The 15,041-nt window shown below is 72.2% G+C and carries 12 protein-coding genes; 6 read left to right on the top strand and 6 right to left on the bottom strand.

Annotated features, from left to right (window positions below; translation table 11 throughout):
• The first annotated feature begins 160 nt into the window (after window positions 1-160).
• Together FB157_RS24750 and FB157_RS24745 are read left to right on the top strand one after the other, a co-directional pair.
• The gene (locus FB157_RS24750) at window positions 161-1,672 is read left to right on the top strand and encodes an amino acid permease (protein ID WP_145882818.1); all 1,512 of its coding nucleotides are present in this window, start codon (window positions 161-163) and stop codon (window positions 1,670-1,672) included.
• Between the two features lie 18 nt (window positions 1,673-1,690).
• Entirely contained in the window at window positions 1,691-2,644 is a 954-nt protein-coding gene (locus FB157_RS24745; protein WP_145882817.1) for an RluA family pseudouridine synthase, read from the top strand.
• A gap of 15 nt (window positions 2,645-2,659) precedes the next feature.
• On the opposite strand, the gene FB157_RS24740 is transcribed toward FB157_RS24745, so the two are convergent.
• The 6 genes from FB157_RS24740 to FB157_RS24715 form a co-directional block, all read right to left on the bottom strand.
• Window positions 2,660-4,144 (bottom strand): cytochrome P450, encoded by a 1,485-nt coding sequence (locus tag FB157_RS24740; protein WP_145882816.1) that lies wholly within the window; start codon window positions 4,142-4,144, stop codon window positions 2,660-2,662.
• Window positions 4,145-4,189: 45 nt separating this feature from the next.
• The gene (locus FB157_RS24735; RefSeq protein ID WP_145882815.1) at window positions 4,190-4,810 is read right to left on the bottom strand and encodes an ATP/GTP-binding protein; all 621 of its coding nucleotides are present in this window, start codon (window positions 4,808-4,810) and stop codon (window positions 4,190-4,192) included.
• The gene (locus tag FB157_RS24730) at window positions 4,791-5,207 is read right to left on the bottom strand and encodes a DUF742 domain-containing protein (protein WP_145882814.1); all 417 of its coding nucleotides are present in this window, start codon (window positions 5,205-5,207) and stop codon (window positions 4,791-4,793) included. Before FB157_RS24730 ends, FB157_RS24735 begins: the two co-directional genes overlap by 20 nt.
• Window positions 5,204-5,608 carry a roadblock/LC7 domain-containing protein gene (locus tag FB157_RS24725; protein ID WP_145882813.1) on the bottom strand — a complete coding sequence of 135 codons (405 nt, stop codon included), beginning with the start codon at window positions 5,606-5,608 and terminating at the stop codon, window positions 5,204-5,206. The genes FB157_RS24730 and FB157_RS24725 overlap by 4 nt, the downstream gene beginning before the upstream one ends.
• Window positions 5,605-7,269: a sensor histidine kinase KdpD gene (locus FB157_RS24720; protein ID WP_145882812.1), complete on the bottom strand. Its 1,665-nt coding sequence runs from the start codon at window positions 7,267-7,269 to the stop codon at window positions 5,605-5,607. Before FB157_RS24720 ends, FB157_RS24725 begins: the two co-directional genes overlap by 4 nt.
• Window positions 7,270-7,569: 300 nt before the next feature.
• The gene (locus FB157_RS24715) at window positions 7,570-8,196 is read right to left on the bottom strand and encodes a TetR/AcrR family transcriptional regulator (RefSeq protein WP_145882811.1); all 627 of its coding nucleotides are present in this window, start codon (window positions 8,194-8,196) and stop codon (window positions 7,570-7,572) included.
• Between the two features lie 149 nt (window positions 8,197-8,345).
• On the opposite strand from FB157_RS24715, the gene FB157_RS24710 reads away from it, so the two are divergent.
• From FB157_RS24710 to atzF, 4 genes are read left to right on the top strand one after another with little or no spacing between them, the layout of a single operon-like run.
• Window positions 8,346-9,170: an urea amidolyase associated protein UAAP1 gene (locus tag FB157_RS24710; RefSeq protein WP_145882810.1), complete on the top strand. Its 825-nt coding sequence runs from the start codon at window positions 8,346-8,348 to the stop codon at window positions 9,168-9,170.
• Entirely contained in the window at window positions 9,167-9,781 is a 615-nt protein-coding gene (locus tag FB157_RS24705) for an urea amidolyase associated protein UAAP2 (protein WP_145882809.1), read from the top strand. The genes FB157_RS24710 and FB157_RS24705 overlap by 4 nt, the downstream gene beginning before the upstream one ends.
• Entirely contained in the window at window positions 9,778-13,326 is a 3,549-nt protein-coding gene (locus FB157_RS24700) for a 5-oxoprolinase/urea amidolyase family protein (protein WP_145882808.1), read from the top strand. The genes FB157_RS24705 and FB157_RS24700 overlap by 4 nt, the downstream gene beginning before the upstream one ends.
• Window positions 13,323-14,975: an allophanate hydrolase gene (gene atzF / locus FB157_RS24695; protein ID WP_145882807.1), complete on the top strand. Its 1,653-nt coding sequence runs from the start codon at window positions 13,323-13,325 to the stop codon at window positions 14,973-14,975. The genes FB157_RS24700 and atzF overlap by 4 nt, the downstream gene beginning before the upstream one ends.
• The last annotated feature ends 66 nt before the right edge of the window (window positions 14,976-15,041 follow it).

Here is a 15,041-nt window from a genome sequence, read left to right as displayed (position 1 = left end):
GCCGCCGCTTTCGCGTGTTCGCACCGACGGCCTTGCGCCAGGGCGTGAGGACTTGGGCCCGTGCCGGACACGCCCGTGAGACGCGGAGGAAACAGCGGGTCCCTAATTTCTGTCGCTCGACAGGAACTCACTCCCCGCGCCCCCCTAGGCAGGTGCCGCCGTGACGACGACCGACGACCGTTCTCTGGAGGAGTTCGGCTACCACCAAGAGCTGCATCGCAGCCTGGGCCGGTACGCCTCCTTCGCCGCCGGATTCTCCTTCATCTCCGTCCTGACGACCGTCTTCCAGTTCTTCGCCTTCGGCTACTCCTTCGGCGGGCCGCTCTTCTTCTGGGCCTGGCCGGCCGTGCTGATCGGCCAGCTGCTGGTCGCCGCCTGCTTCGCGGAACTGGCCGCGCGCTACCCCATCTCCGGGGCCATCTACCAGTGGTCCTCGCGCCTGGCGACCCCCGCCTTCGGCTGGTTCGCCGGCTGGATCATGGTGATCGGGCAGATCGTGGTCGTGGCGGCGGCCGCGCTGGCCCTGCAGATGGTGCTGCCGGCGCTCTGGTCCGGCTTCCAGCTGATCGGCACCGACTCCTCGCCCACCTCCGCCGACGGCGCCGCCAACGCGGCGGTGCTCGGCATGGCCCTGCTGGCGCTGACCACGCTGGTCAACCTCGCCGACAACCGCGTGATGTCCATGGTCAACCGGGTCGGCGTGACCGCCGAGATCATCGGTGCGCTGCTGATCGTGGTCCTCCTGCTGACCCACTCCCGGCGCTCCCCCGGGATCACCTTCCACAGCACGGGCGCCGCCGGGACCGGCCTGTCCGGGGCACTGCTGATCGGCTCCTTCACGGCGGCGTACGTGATGATCGGCTTCGACAGCGCGGGCGAAATGAGCGAGGAGACCCACCATCCACGACGCACGGCACCGCGCACCATCCTCACCGCCCTCGGTGCGGCCGGCCTGCTCGGTGGCCTCGTCGTCCTCGGCGGCATCCTCGCCGCGCCCAGCCTCACCGACGGGAAACTGGCTGTGGACGGGCTGAGTTACGTCCTCACCAGCAGTCTCGGCGACGGGGTGGGCCGGGTGCTGCTGGCCGATGTCGTGGTGGCGATAGCCGTCGCCACGCTCGCGATCCAGACAGCGGCCTGCCGCATGCTGTTCTCCATGGCCCGCGACGGACAGCTGCCCTTCGCCCGCCGTCTGGCCCGGGTCAATGCCCGCACGGGCATGCCCGGCGCCCCCGCCCTGGTGGTGGGCGTCCTGGCCGCCGTCCTGCTGCTGCTCGACTTCGCCTCACCGGAGGCGTTCCTGGCCATCGGCACGACCTGCATCGTGATGCTGTACCTGGCCTACGCGATGGTGACGGGCCCGCTGCTGCTCAGCCGCCTGCGCGGACGGTTCTCCTCGACCGGCACCGACGAGACGGGCGCCCCTCTCTTCTCCCTCGGCCGCTGGGGGATCCCGGTCAACGCCCTGGCCCTCCTCTACGGCCTCGCGATGACGGTCAACCTGGCCTGGCCGCGCGCGGCAGTGTACGACCCGGCGGGCGGGCACTGGTACTTCCGGTGGTTCACGGTGCTGTTCCTCGGCGGGACTGTCGCGGCGGGCACGGCCTACCGGAGGTACCGACCTCGTACGGCGACGGTGGAGCCGGAGGCGGCGGAGGCGGTCGCGGTGTAGCACCTACGCTGGGCGGTGATGAGACGCAGAACCCGTATCCCGGCCCCTCCCCTACCCCAGCGTGACGGGGTGGACCCGGTGCGGGTTCGGCTGCCCGTGGACGGGTCGTGGGCCAGTGTGGGCGAGTATCTGGTGGAGCGGCTGTCCGGGGCCGGGCCCGGGGTGGTTCGGGCGATGCTGGACGCGGGGCGGGTCGTCGGGACCGACGGGCGGGCGGTGGCGCCGGACGCGCCGTACGAGCCGGGGATGTTCGTGTGGTTCCACCGGGAGCTGCCCGCCGAGGTGCCGGTGCCCTTCCCGCTGGAGGTGGTCCACCGGGACGCGCACATCGTCGTGGCCGACAAGCCGCACTTCCTCGCGACGACCCCGCGCGGCACGCATGTCACCCAGACCGTGCTGGCCCGGCTGCGCACCGAGCTGGGCATCCCGTCGCTGTCCGCCGCACACCGGCTGGACCGGCTCACCGCCGGCCTCGTGCTGTTCACGGTGCGGCCCGAGGAGCGCGGCGCGTACCAGACGCTGTTCGCGGACCGGCTGGTCCGCAAGGAGTACGAGGCGATCGCACCGTACGACGCCTCGCTCGCCCTGCCCCGGACCGTGCGCAGCCGGATCCTGAAGGAGCGCGGCATTCCGGCCGCCCGGGAGATCGAGGGCGAACCCAACGCCGTGACCCGGGTGGAGCTGGCCGAACACCGGGCCGCGCTGGGCCGGTACCGGCTCGTCCCGGAGACGGGGCAGACCCACCAGCTGCGGGTGCACCTGAGTGCACTGGGCATCCCCATCCTCGGCGACCCGCTGTACCCGGAGGTGACCGCCCCCGTACCGCCCGGCGACTTCCGGCGTCCGCTGCAACTGCTCGCACGGAGGCTGGAGTTCACCGATCCGGTGACGGGGGCGGAGCACACGTTCGTCAGCGGGCGGACGCTGGCGGCCTGGCACTCGCCCGAACAGTGGGCGGGCCAGGAACCCTGACCGCGCTCCGCTCACTCACTCCCCTCGCCACCAGCGCAGCATCCGCTGCCACACGCTCTGCCGGCGGGGCTGCGCCGGTGCCACGGGGGCCGGCTCGTGGGCCGGGCGCGGGATCGCCGGGGCGGGCTCCGGCACGGCGGCCGGTTCCGGGCGGACGGAGCCGACCTGCCAGGTGGCGCGCTGGGTCGGGATGTGCGACGGGCTGGGCGGGAGGCCGGCGTCCTGCTGGGGCTTCGGTTCGAAGCGCACCGGCAGGGCCACCAGGTGCCGGGAGGCGATCGACGACCGCCAGCGCAGGTCCTCCTCGGCACAGTCCAGCTGGATGTCCGAGAGCCGCGTCAGCAGGGCGTCCACGCCGACGTCGGCGATGGCACGGCCGATGTCCTGGCCGGGGCACTCGTGGGGGCCGCCGCCGAAGGCGAGGTGGGAGCGGTTGCCCTGCATGTTGGCCGACAGGTCGGGCCGCACCCGCGGGTCCACATTGCCCGGGGCCGGCGCGAAGAGCAGCCCGTCGCCCTTGCGGATGCGCTGGCCCCCCAGCTCGGTGTCCTGCTTGGCGAAGTAGCCGAGGACGGTGCTGAACGGCGGCTCGTCCCACAGGGACTGCTCGATCGCCTCCGGCACGGTCATCTGGCCGCCGTTGAGCTGGGCGCGGAAGCCCGGCTCGGTGAGGACCATGCGCAGCGCGTTGGCGAGCAGGTTGGCGGTGGCCTCGTAGGCCGCGAAGAGGACGAGGCGCAGGTGTTCGCGGACCTCGTCGTCGGTCAGTCCCGCGGGGTGGGTGATGAGGTGACTGGTGAAGTCGTCGTCGGGCCGGGCCCGGCGGCGGGTGGTGAGCCGGCTCAGCGCGTCCATGACGTAGGCATGGCTCTCGATGGCGGTCTCGGTGCCCTTGAGCGCGTCGCGGGCGGCCTGCACCATCCGGTCGTTGTACTCCTCGGGCATGCCGAGGATCTCGCACATGACGGCCATCGGCAGGTGCTCGGCGAACTGGGAGACGAGGTCGGCCCGGCCGCGTTCGCAGAAGTCGTTGACCAGCTCCTGGGTGTAGCGGCCGATGTGGCGGCGCATGCTGCGGTGGTCGATGGTCGACATGGCGCCGGTGACCGCCCCGCGCAGCCGCTGGTGCTCGTCGCCCTCGGCGTGCGAGCAGATCGGCTGCCAGGCGATGTGCGGCATGAGCGGGTGGTCGGGCTTGACCATGCCCTCCTGCAGCGGGGTCCAGATCCGGCTGTCCCGGGCGTACTGGGAGGGGCTGCGGACCAGGTGCAGGTTCTCGGAGTGCCCGAGGACCACCCACATCGGCACGTCCTCGTGGAGCAGCACGGGCGCGACGGTGCCGTGCTCCTCCCGCAGCCGCTCGTAGAGGTCGTCCAGGTCCGCCGCGTCGGGGCCGTAGAGGCGGTGCACTCCTCCGGGACCGAGGCCGTGCGCCGGGCAGCCGGGCGGCGGCCCGGCGGTGGCGTCGGTACCGGTGAGGGATTGGGATTCAGGCGTCACAGTGTCGCTCCGGAGCGGAAGGTGTGGGGGTCGGTCGGATGCGGGTCAGGTGAGGGCGCCGGACATGGCGAGCGAGTGCAGGAAGTGCATCAGGGTCATCAGCACGTCCTTGCTGGAGGCCCGGCGGCGCACGTCGCAGTCGATGATCGGGATCTCCGGGGCCAGGTCCAGCGCGGTGCGCAGTTCCTCCAGCGGGTAACGAGGCGCGTCGGGGAAGGAGTTGACGGCGACGACGAACGGGACGCCGCGTTCCTCCAGGCGTCCCATGACGTCGAAACTGACTTCCAGGCGGCGGGTGTCGACCAGGACGACCGCCCCGAGCGCGCCCTCGAACAGGCCGTTCCACAGGAACCAGAAGCGCTCCTGGCCCGGGGTGCCGAAGAGGTAGAGCACCAGCTTGTCGGTGATGCTGATGCGGCCGAAGTCCATGGCCACGGTGGTGGCGGTCTTGGTCTCGGAGCCGTAGTTGTCGTCGACCCCGATCCCGGCCTGGGTCATGGTCTCCTCCGTGGTCAGCGGCCTGATCTCGCTGACCGAACCGACCATGGTGGTCTTGCCGACGCCGAAGCCGCCGACGATCACGATCTTCACCGCGGCCTGGGCCGTCTGCGGGAGGTGATCCCCGGTGCGTGGGCCGGGGATTCTGTCAGAGCCGTTGAAGTCCATGCATCACCGCTTCGAGGAGAGAACGGTCCGGGAGCGCCTTGCGGACGATCGGGGCGCGCGCCTGCACCAGTTCGTTCGTGATCAGCTCGGTGATCAGGACGGTCATCGCGCTGAACGGCAGGTTGAGGTAGGCCGAGAGCTCGGCCACGGACAGGGGGGAGGAACAGAGCTGGATCACGGCCGCCTCCTCCGGTGAGGCCGACGGCGGCGGCGCGGATCGCGCGACGATCAGGGTGACCAGGTCGAGTTCGGCCCGGCCGCCGTCGGCGGTGTCGGCGATGGCGTAGAGCCGTTCGGGATTCCCGGGCTTCTCCTCGCCGTCCGCGGGTGTGGGGGGTGGCGGCGGTGGAGGCGGCAGTTGGTGCGGCAGGCGCCGTTTGCGTTGCGGAGGAGTCATACGGTCTGCCCGTTCCGCCGGGGCGGACTGGTGAGATGGGCTCCGATCCGGACGACGAGGTCGCGCATCATGCCGGCCATCCGGCCCGGCTCGCAGGTCACGTCGGCCAGCACGGCCAGGTAGGCGTTGGCGCCGGCGTCCATGAGGTAGAAGTAGCCGCCCTCGATCTCGATGACGACGAGCTTCATGTCGCCGGCACCCTCGATCTCCTGGATGATGGCACCGGCGAGGCTCTGCACGCCCGCGCAGGCGGCGGCCACCCGGTCGGCCGCGTCGGGGTCGCCGCCGTAGCGGGCGATGCGCAGTCCGTCGGCGGAGAGGACCACGATCATCTGGACGCCCGGTACGCCGTCGTTGAGCTGCTTGAGCATCCAGTCGAAGTTGCCTCGCTGCTGGATCACTTGAGGTTCCCCTCGTCGTCGGTGACGCCCTCGATGGCGGTGTCCGAATCGTTGAGCAGGTGCAGGTACTTGGTGGGGTTCCGCGTGAAGTCGGTCAGCTCGGGCGCGGTGGCGTCCTCGGGCATGCCCTTCCGCAGGCCGTTCCAGAAGTCGTCGACCCACATGCCCGGCGGCCGGTCCCGGAGCTTCTGGATCTCGGGGTCGATCTCGGGCTCGGGCTCGGGTTCGGGCTTGTGCTGGGACCAGATGGTCGGCCGGCCCTCGCGCTCGGCGCGTTCGATGGCGGCCTGTTCGGCGTACCGCTGGCTGAGCGGTGTCTTCACCCGGCTGCGGCGCTGCGGCAGACCGCCCGCCGTCCACTCGGTGACCTCGGGGACGTCGTCCTCCATCGAGATCCCGGCGGGGATGCGGGGGCTGGTGGGGCGGCGCTTCTTGGGCCTGCGCTTCGGGCCCTCCACCGCGCCGAGTTCGGGCTTGGGCACGCCGGTGGCACCGATGCCGTGGGCGGCGCCGACGCCGGGTTCGGTGGTGGTCATCACGCGCGGTACGACGAGGATCGCGCGGACGCCGCCGTAGGCGGAGGCGCGCAGCGAGACCTGCATGTCGAAGGCCTTGCACAGCCGGCCGACGACGGCGAGGCCGAGACGCGGGTTCGAGCCCAGGTTCTCCGCGTCGTCGCCCGCCATGGCGTCGTAGATCGCCTTCTCGATGCGGGCGCGGCCTTCCTCGCTGAGGCTGACGCCGGCGTCCTCGATCTCGATGACGAGTCCGGACTGCACCTCGGCGGCGGTGACGTGCACCTTGGTCGACGGCGGCGAGTAGCGGGTGGCGTTGTCGAGGAGTTCGGCGGCCGCGTGGAGGAGCGGCTCGACGGACGTGCCCTTGATGTTGATGTTGACGATGGAGTTCAGCTCGATGCGCCGGTACTCCAGGATCCGGGACATGGCACCGCGCAGCACGCTGTAGAGCGAGACGGGCAGCGGCCACTGACGGCCGGGGCGGCCGCCGCCGAGCACGGAGATGGTGTCGGCGAGACGGCCGATCAGCGCGGTGCCGTGGTCGATGCGCAGCAGGTCGTCGAAGACCTCGGGGTTGCGGCCGTGGTCCTCCTCCATCTCCCGCAGTTCGTTGGCCTGCTGGTGGACGATGGCCTGGATGCGGCGGGCGATGCTGACGTAGGAGCGCTCGGTGGCGTCGCGCATCGAGATCTCGAAGTCGGCACCCTTCAGCGCCGTGCGCAGCAGGGTGCGCTGCGACTCGGGCATGTGGCGCAGGTCGGGGTCGTTGTCGACGACCTTGCGCATCACCTCTCTGAGCGGTTCTCCGTGGCGCAGCCGGAGAAGCGCGGTGGGCAGGACGTCGACGCCGAGGCGGACGATCTCCGCGTCGTGGGCAGCGAGGCGGCGCTCCAGATACGCGGTGTGACGGGCGTGCTCGGCCTGCGCCTCGCGCAGTTTGCGTCCGCGGCGGACGGCTTCGGCGCCCGTGGCGAGGACCAGCAGCAGGGCCACGGCGCCGCACCCGCCCACGGCGATCCGGGCCGGGGCCGGGGCCAGGGCGACCGCCGCCGCGGTCGCCGCGGCCATCGCTATGGCCGGCAGCAACAGCACGCGCGCATAAGGACGTTCACGGCCACCGGGAGGCTTTTGAACACTCACCATGGATGCCTTCTGAGACGAGTCGGCTGGGTGTCAGGAGAGCTTGCGGGGGGAAGAGTCATGGAACTGAAGGGATCATCGGGAAGTTTGGGAACAAGCGCACGAATTCACCTCAACTCGGTGCGCCGCGGGCGAGCTTAGTCCGACCGGATCATCGCCGTGTCATATTCGGCAAGCACCTGAAATCGCCCACACACCAGGAGTACGCTCGACACATTTGCACGCTCGGCGATCATTCGAACACGACACGTGACGGCGCAGGAGTGTGCGAAAACTACTCACCGTGATGAGTGAAAAGACGGCTCAGGCTCCGGCGATCCGCAGCGCCGCGTCGGCGGTGGCGTGGGCGAACTCCTCAACGGGGCGCTCCGGTTCGGAGCGGTGCACCAGGATGACGCCCTCGATCAGACCGAAGATCAGATCCGTGCGCAGGTCCAGCTCGCTCTTGGCGAGCGCTCCGCCCGCGGCGGTGGCGGCCAGCAACTGCCGGTAGGCGTCCTTGAGTTCGGCCCTCACGGCATGGAAGCCGGCGAACCGCTCGGTGCGCACCTCGGGCAGCAGATAGAGCCCGCCGAGGTTGTGCGGCCCGCCGCACAGCAGCTCCACGTCGGTGCGGCACAGCTGCCACAGCCGGTCCCCGGCCGGGGCCGAGGAGTCCGCGAGCAGCTCACGCGCCCGGGCCAGCGAGGGTGTGACGGTGGACTCCAGCAGCTCGGCGAGCAACTCCTCCTTGCCGGAGACGTAGTGGTACATGGACGCCTGCCGCATGCCCGCGCGCTCGGCGACGGCCCGGGTGGTGGTGGCCGCGTATCCGCGGGTGGTGAACAGCTCGGCGGCCGCGGCGAGCAGTTCGGCGCGCGGCTCGAGGCCGCTGTCCGGCCGCTGCGCGGCCCGCGGCCGGCCGACCCGGCGACTGCTGCCCGTTCCCATGCGTTCGATCCTCGCACACCCCCTCGTCCGGCGATCTCGGTGAGGACTCGATAACCGCCCGGCAACGCACCCGCAATGCCGGTGACCCGGCCCGCCTCTAATTTCTGTCGCACGACAGAAATCCACTCCTCACGGCGAGAGGTACCGCGATGGCGACAGCGACCACCTACGGAGCCCGTGCCCACGCCCGCGCCCAGGAGGGCACCCGTGCCGAGGCCATGCCCGTCGTACCGGCCCGGGACTGGCCCGAACCACCCTGCGAGGCGGGCCGTCTGGTGTGGGCCGAGACGGTCGCGGGCGGCAACTACACGCACCGGGTGCTGGCCCGCGGCACCGAGCTGCGCCTGACCGATCCGCGCGGCGACGCCTGTGCCCATCTGCTGCTGTACGTGGACGGCCGCCCCTGGGAGCGGCTGAGCACGGCCGACACGGTGAAGGTGCAGTGGAACGCCTATCTGGGCGAGGGGCAGCTGCTCCTGTCCGACCAGGGGCGGGTACTCGCGAGCATGGTCGCCGACGCCTCCGGGCGCCACGACGCGCTGTGCGGCACCTCCACCCTCGTCCGCAACACCGCGCGGTACGGCGACGGCACCCCGCAGGGCCCCTCCCCGGCCGGCCGTGAGCTGCTGAAGCTCGCCGCCGCCAAGAACGGCCTGGAGCCGCGCGATCTGCCGCCCTCCCTCTCCTTCTTCCAGGGCGTCGAGGTACGAGACGACGGCGCCGTGGAGTTCACCGGCTCGGCCGGACCCGGCGGCAGCCTCACGCTCCGCGCGGAGCAGGACGTGATCGTGCTGATCGCGAACGTGCCGCACCCGGTGGACCCGCGCGCCGAGTACGTCAGCACCCCCTTGGAGGTGCTGGCCTGGCGGGCCGCGCCGACCGCGCCCGGCGACCCGCTGTGGGAGGCCACCCCCGAGGGCCGCCGCGCCTTCCTCAACACCGCCGAATTCCTCGCCGCAAGGGGGCTCGCATGAAGACCGTGGTTCCGGCCCGCGCCGCCTGGTCGTCCGTCGTCCGCACCGGCGGCACGCTCACCATCACGGACCTGCACGGCAACCAGGCCGTCGACTTCCTCGTGTACGACGCCCACGACACGTCCGTGCGCTACAGCGCCCCCGACACCGTCCAGGCGCAGGGCAACATCTTCCTGAGCACCGGGAGCGTGCTGCTGTCCAACGAGCACACCCCGCTGATGACGGTCGTCGCCGACGAGGTGGGCCGGCACGACACGGTCGGCGGCGCCTGCTCCAAGGAGTCCAACACCCTCCGCTACGGGCACCACACCTGGACCCAGCACGCCTGCGTGGACAACTTCCTCGCGGAGGGCGCGAAGTACGGCCTGGGCAAGCGGGACCTGGTCTCCAACATCAACTGGTACATGAACGTGCCGGTCGAGAAGGACGGCACCCTCGGCATCGTCGACGGCATCTCGGCGCCCGGTCTCTCCCTGACCCTGCGGGCCGAGCGGGACGTCCTGGTACTGGTCTCCAACTGCCCCCAGATCAACAACCCCTGCAACGGCTTCCGGCCGACGGCCGTGGAGATGACGATCGCGGGGCCCGTCGGAGACGAGGGCACAGCATGAGTTTCGGGAAGGTACTGGTCGCCAACCGGGGCGAGATAGCCGTCCGGATCATCCGCACCGCCCGCGAACTGGGCCTGCGTACCGTCGCCGTGTACTCCGACCCGGACCGCTCGGCACCGCACGTCCGGCTGGCGGACGAGGCGGTGCGGCTCGGCCCGGCACCCGCGAAGGAGTCGTACCTGGACGCGGACCTGGTGCTGAAGGCGGCCAAGGACACCGGGGCGGGCGCGATCCACCCCGGGTACGGGTTCCTGTCCGAGGACGCGGCCTTCGCCCGGCGCTGCCAGGACGCCGGGATCGTGTTCGTGGGACCGACGCCCGAGCAACTGGAGCTGTTCGGCGCCAAGCACACGGCCCGCGCGGCGGCCGAGGCGGCCGGCGTGCCGCTGGCGCCGGGGACCGGCCTGCTGACCGGCCTGCCCGAGGCCCTGCGCGAGGCCGACCGCATCGGCTATCCCGTCATGCTGAAGGCGACCGGCGGGGGCGGCGGTATCGGTATGTCGGCGTGCCGCTCCGCCGCCGAACTGACCGAGGCCTGGGAGCGGGTGCACCGGGTGGCCGTCGCGTCCTTCTCCTCCGCGGGCGTGTTCCTGGAGCGCCTGGTCGAGCGGGCCCGCCATGTCGAGGTCCAGGTCTTCGGCGACGGCGCGGGGAAGGTCGTCACCTTCGGCGACCGCGACTGCTCCCTGCAACGGCGCAACCAGAAGGTGGTCGAGGAGACCCCGGCACCCGGGCTGCCCGACCGCGTCCGTACCCGGCTCGCCGACGCCGCCCGGGACCTGTGCGCATCCGTGGGCTACCGCTCCGCCGGCACGGTCGAGTTCGTGTACGACGCGGCCCGCGAGGAGGCGTACTTCCTGGAGGTCAACACGCGCCTCCAGGTGGAGCATCCGGTCACCGAGGAGGTCTACGGCGTCGATCTGGTCGCATGGATGCTGCGCCTGGCGCGCGGCGAGAGGGACGTCGTCCGCGACCCCGGCCGGCCGCGCGGCCACGCCGTCGAGGCCCGCCTGTACGCCGAGGACCCCTCGCGCGGGCACCGCCCCAGCGCGGGCCTGCTGACCCGGGTGGAGTTCCCGGCCGGCGTGCGCGTCGACGGCTGGGTGGAGACCGGCACCGAGGTGACGACGTCGTACGACCCCATGCTCGCCAAGGTAGTCGCCCACGGCTCCGACCGCGCACACGCGCTGCGCCGGCTGGACGAGGCGCTGGCCCGCACCCGCGTGGACGGCATCGAGACGAACCTCGGCCTGGTGCGTGCGGCACTCACCGCACCGGACTTCCGGGCCGCCGCCCACTCCACGGCCACCCTCACCGGCGTCACCGATCCCACCCCACGCATCGAGGTGGTCTCCGGCGGGACGCTCACCACGGTCCAGGACTGGCCGGGCCGCACCGGCTACTGGCAGGTGGGCGTGCCGCCGTGCGGCCCCATGGACGACCGCTCCTTCCGGCAGGGCAACCGGGCGCTCGGCAATTCCGAGGGCGCGCCCGGGCTCGAATGCACGCTCCAGGGACCGGCATTGCGGTTCAGCCACGCCACGACGGTCTGCGTGACCGGTGCACCGGCCCCGGTGACCGTGGACGGGACACCGGTCGGGCAGTGGGAGCCGGTCACGGTCCCCGCGGGGGCGGTCCTGGAGGTGGGCGCGCCCCTCGAACACGGCCTGCGCACCTACGTCCTCTTCGCGGGCGGCGGTCTCGACGTGCCCCCGTTCCTGGGCAGCGCGAGCACCTTCACGCTGGGCCGGTTCGGCGGCCACGGCGGGCGTGCGCTGCGCACCGGCGACGTCCTGCACGGCGGGGCGGTCGCCCCGGGCACGCCCGTCACGGACCGCCCCGAGTTCGCCGCGGTCTGGCACATCGGCGCCGTCGAAGGGCCGCACGCGGCACCGGAGTTCTTCACCGAGGACGACATCCACGACTTCTACGCGGCGGAGTGGAAGGTCCACTTCAATTCGGCCCGCACCGGTGTCCGCCTGGTCGGCCCGGGGCCCCGCTGGGCCCGAACCGACGGCGGCGAGGCGGGACTGCACCCGTCCAACATCCACGACACCCCGTACTCGGTCGGCGCGGTCGACTACACCGGTGACATGCCGGTGCTGCTCGGCCCGGACGGACCCTCGCTCGGCGGGTTCGTGTGCCCGGCGACCGTGCTGAGCGGTGAGCGGTGGAAGCTGGGGCAGCTACGGCCGGGCGACACGGTCCGCTTCGTGCCCGTGGACGTCACGGGCGCGCGCCGCCCGGAGATCGCCGACGGCGGGGTCCTGGCCCGCGACGGTGACGTCACCTACCGCCGCAGCGGCGACGACAACCTGCTCGTCGAGTTCGGCCCGATGCAGCTCGACCTGGCGCTGCGCATGCGGGTGCACGCCCTGATGGAGGCAGTGACGGCGGCCGGCCTCGACGGGGTCACGGACCTCACGCCGGGCATCCGCTCACTCCAGATCCGGACGGACCCGGGCGTCCTGCCCCAGCACGAGCTCCTCACCGCCGTACGGCGGATCACGGCGGCCCTGCCCCCCAGCGCCGAACTGACCGTCCCCTCCCGCACGGTCCACCTCCCGCTGTCCTGGGACGACCCGGCCACCCGCGAGGCCATCGCCCGCTACATGGCGGGGGTCCGCGACGACGCCCCCTGGTGCCCGTGGAACATCGAGTTCATCCGCCGGATCAACGGCCTCACATCGGTCGAGGACGTGTTCCGCACGGTCTTCGAGGCGGAGTACCTCGTCCTCGGCCTGGGCGACGTGTACCTGGGCGCCCCGGTGGCCACCCCACTGGACCCGCGCCACCGTCTGGTGACGACGAAGTACAACCCCGCGCGCACCTGGACCGCCGAGAACTCGGTCGGCATCGGCGGGGCCTATCTGTGCATCTACGGCATGGAGGGCCCCGGCGGCTACCAGTTCGTGGGCCGCACGACCCAGGTGTGGTCGGGATGGCAGCAGCGGGGCGCGTTCGAGCCGGGCTCGCCGTGGCTGCTGCGCTTCTTCGACCGGATCAAGTGGTATCCGGTGCAGCCGGACGAACTCCTGGACCTGCGGGCCGACATCACGTCCGGTCGCTTCGTCCCGCGCATCGAGGAGGGCACCTTCTCGCTCTCCGAGTACGAGGCCTTCCTGGCCGAACACGCCGAGTCCGTCGCGGAGTTCCGGGCCCGGCAGCGGGCCGCGTTCGCGGCGGAACGGGACGCCTGGGAGGCGGCGGGCGAGTTCGCCCGGGCCGACGCGGCGGCCGCGCCGGCCGCACCGCCGGCCGAGGTGGTCGTACCGCCGGGCGGGCGCCTGGTCGAGGCCGAGTTCGCCGCGTCCGTGTGGCAGCTGAACGTCGCCCCGGGCGACACGGTGACGGCGAGGCAGCCGCTCCTCGCCCTGGAAGCGATGAAGATGGAGTCCAGGGTGCACGCACCGGCCGACGGCGTGGTCGCGGAGGTCCTGGTGCGTCCGGGTGACCAGGTCGGGGCGGGCACGGCCCTGATCGTCCTGGCACCGGCCGCAAGCCGAGTCGAAGAGCGCACACTGGAAGTCGAGGAGCACGCATGACCCCTACCGTGTCCCGGGTGCGCGCCGCGTACGACCGGATCGAGGCCGTCGACCGCCCCGACATCTGGATCGGCCTGCGTCCGCGCGAGGAGGTCGAGGCGGAGGCGCGGGCGCTCGACGCGCGCGTGGCCGCCGGGGAGCACCTCCCCCTCACCGGCCGCCTGCTCGCCGTGAAGGGCAACATCGACGTCCACGGACTGCCCACGACGGCGGGTTGCCCGGCGTACGCCTACGACCCCCCGGCCGACGCCCCGGTCGTCGCGCGTCTGCGGGCGGCGGGCGCGGTCGTCCTCGGGACGACCAACCTCGACCAGTTCGCCACGGGCCTGGTCGGCACCCGCTCCCCCTACGGCGCGGTACGGAACGCCCACGACCCGGCGAGGATCAGCGGCGGCTCCAGCTCCGGCTCGGCGGTCGCGGTGGCCCTCGGCATCGTGGATCTCGCGCTCGGCACGGACACCGCGGGCTCGGGCCGGGTGCCGGCCGCCTTCAACGGCATCGTCGGCATCAAGCCCACCCGCGGCCTCGTCCCGACGGTGGGCGTGGTCCCGGCCTGTGCCTCGATCGACTGCGTGACGGTGTTCGCCCGTACGCTCCCGGAGGCCGAGCAGGCCCTGTCCGTCATGGCATCGCCACCCGGCTGCACCCTGCCGCCCCTCCCCCCGCGGTCCCCCGGCCCCTGGCGCATCGCGGTCCCGTCCCGAGAGGGGCTCGGCGAGCTGGACGAGGGCTGGGCCGAGGCCTACGAGCGGGCCGTGGAGCGGTTCCGCGAGGCGGGCGCGTCGGTACGGCAGATCGACCTCGTACCCTTCACCGAGGCGGCAGCGATGCTCTACGAGGGTGCGTTCGTGGCCGAGCGTTACACAGCCGTGGGCACCTTTGTCGACAAGTTGATCGCCCAGGGCGGGGAGGGCCTGGATCCCACGGTCGCCGGCATCATCACCCGCGCCCGTGACATACCGGCTCACCAGCTCTTCACCGACCAGGCCCGCCTCGCCGACCTGCGCCGCAGGGCGCTCGCCGAACTGGCCGACGCCGACGCCCTGCTGCTCCCGACCGCACCGGGCCACCCCACGCTCTGCGAGGTGGCCGCCGATCCCCTGGGCGCCAACGCCCGACTGGGCCGCTTCACCAACTCCACGAACCTCTTCGACCTGGCGGCGGTCGCCGTCCCGGCGGGGGAGGTCGGCGGGCTCCCCTTCGGCGTGATGCTGATCGGCCCGGCGTTCACGGACGACCGGCTGGCTCGGATCGCGACTCTGCTCCAGCCGGAGACGCGCCTGGCGGTGGTGGGCGCACATCTGACCGGCCAGCCCCTGAACCCCCAGCTCCTTGCCCTGGGCGCCAGCCTGGACCGCACCACCACGACGGCCCCGGTCTACCGCCTGCACGCCCTTCGTACGGACCCACCGAAGCCGGGCCTGGTACACGTGGGCGAGGGCGGCGCCCCGATCGAGACGGAGATCTGGCGCCTGCCGGCAGAGGGCCTGGGCCGCCTCCTGGCCACGCTCCCCCGCCCGATGACCCTGGGCAGCGTGCACCTGGCGGACGGCAGCAGGGTCCCTGGCTTCCTGTGCGAGCCGGAAGCCCTGACACACGCGGAGGACATCACACGCTACGGCGGCTGGCGGGCGTACCTGCGCCGTTGAAGCACCGGCGAGGGCAACTCCCCCAGGGGCGCGGGGAACTGCGCGACCAGCCACAATCCACCCGCA

This window comes from Streptomyces sp. BK340 (assembly GCF_007827595.1).
Classification (GTDB): Bacteria; Actinomycetota; Actinomycetes; order Streptomycetales; family Streptomycetaceae; genus Streptomyces.
The sequence above is the reverse complement of the archived record's forward strand: the minus strand, read 5'-3'. Positions and strand labels throughout refer to the sequence as shown.

Bases quoted from the DNA above. Each gene is read 5' to 3' on its own strand.
- FB157_RS24745 (WP_145882817.1), top strand. From the start codon at position 1,691: ATGAGACGCAGAACCCGTATCCCGGCCCCTCCCCTACCCCAGCGTGAC.
- FB157_RS24735 (WP_145882815.1), bottom strand. From the start codon at position 4,810: ATGGACTTCAACGGCTCTGACAGAATCCCCGGCCCACGCACCGGGGAT.
- FB157_RS24730 (WP_145882814.1), bottom strand. From the start codon at position 5,207: ATGACTCCTCCGCAACGCAAACGGCGCCTGCCGCACCAACTGCCGCCT.
- FB157_RS24720 (WP_145882812.1), bottom strand. From the start codon at position 7,269: ATGGTGAGTGTTCAAAAGCCTCCCGGTGGCCGTGAACGTCCTTATGCG.
- FB157_RS24715 (WP_145882811.1), bottom strand. From the start codon at position 8,196: ATGGGAACGGGCAGCAGTCGCCGGGTCGGCCGGCCGCGGGCCGCGCAG.
- FB157_RS24710 (WP_145882810.1), top strand. From the start codon at position 8,346: ATGGCGACAGCGACCACCTACGGAGCCCGTGCCCACGCCCGCGCCCAG.
- FB157_RS24705 (WP_145882809.1), top strand. From the start codon at position 9,167: ATGAAGACCGTGGTTCCGGCCCGCGCCGCCTGGTCGTCCGTCGTCCGC.
- FB157_RS24700 (WP_145882808.1), top strand. From the start codon at position 9,778: ATGAGTTTCGGGAAGGTACTGGTCGCCAACCGGGGCGAGATAGCCGTC.
- atzF (WP_145882807.1), top strand. From the start codon at position 13,323: ATGACCCCTACCGTGTCCCGGGTGCGCGCCGCGTACGACCGGATCGAG.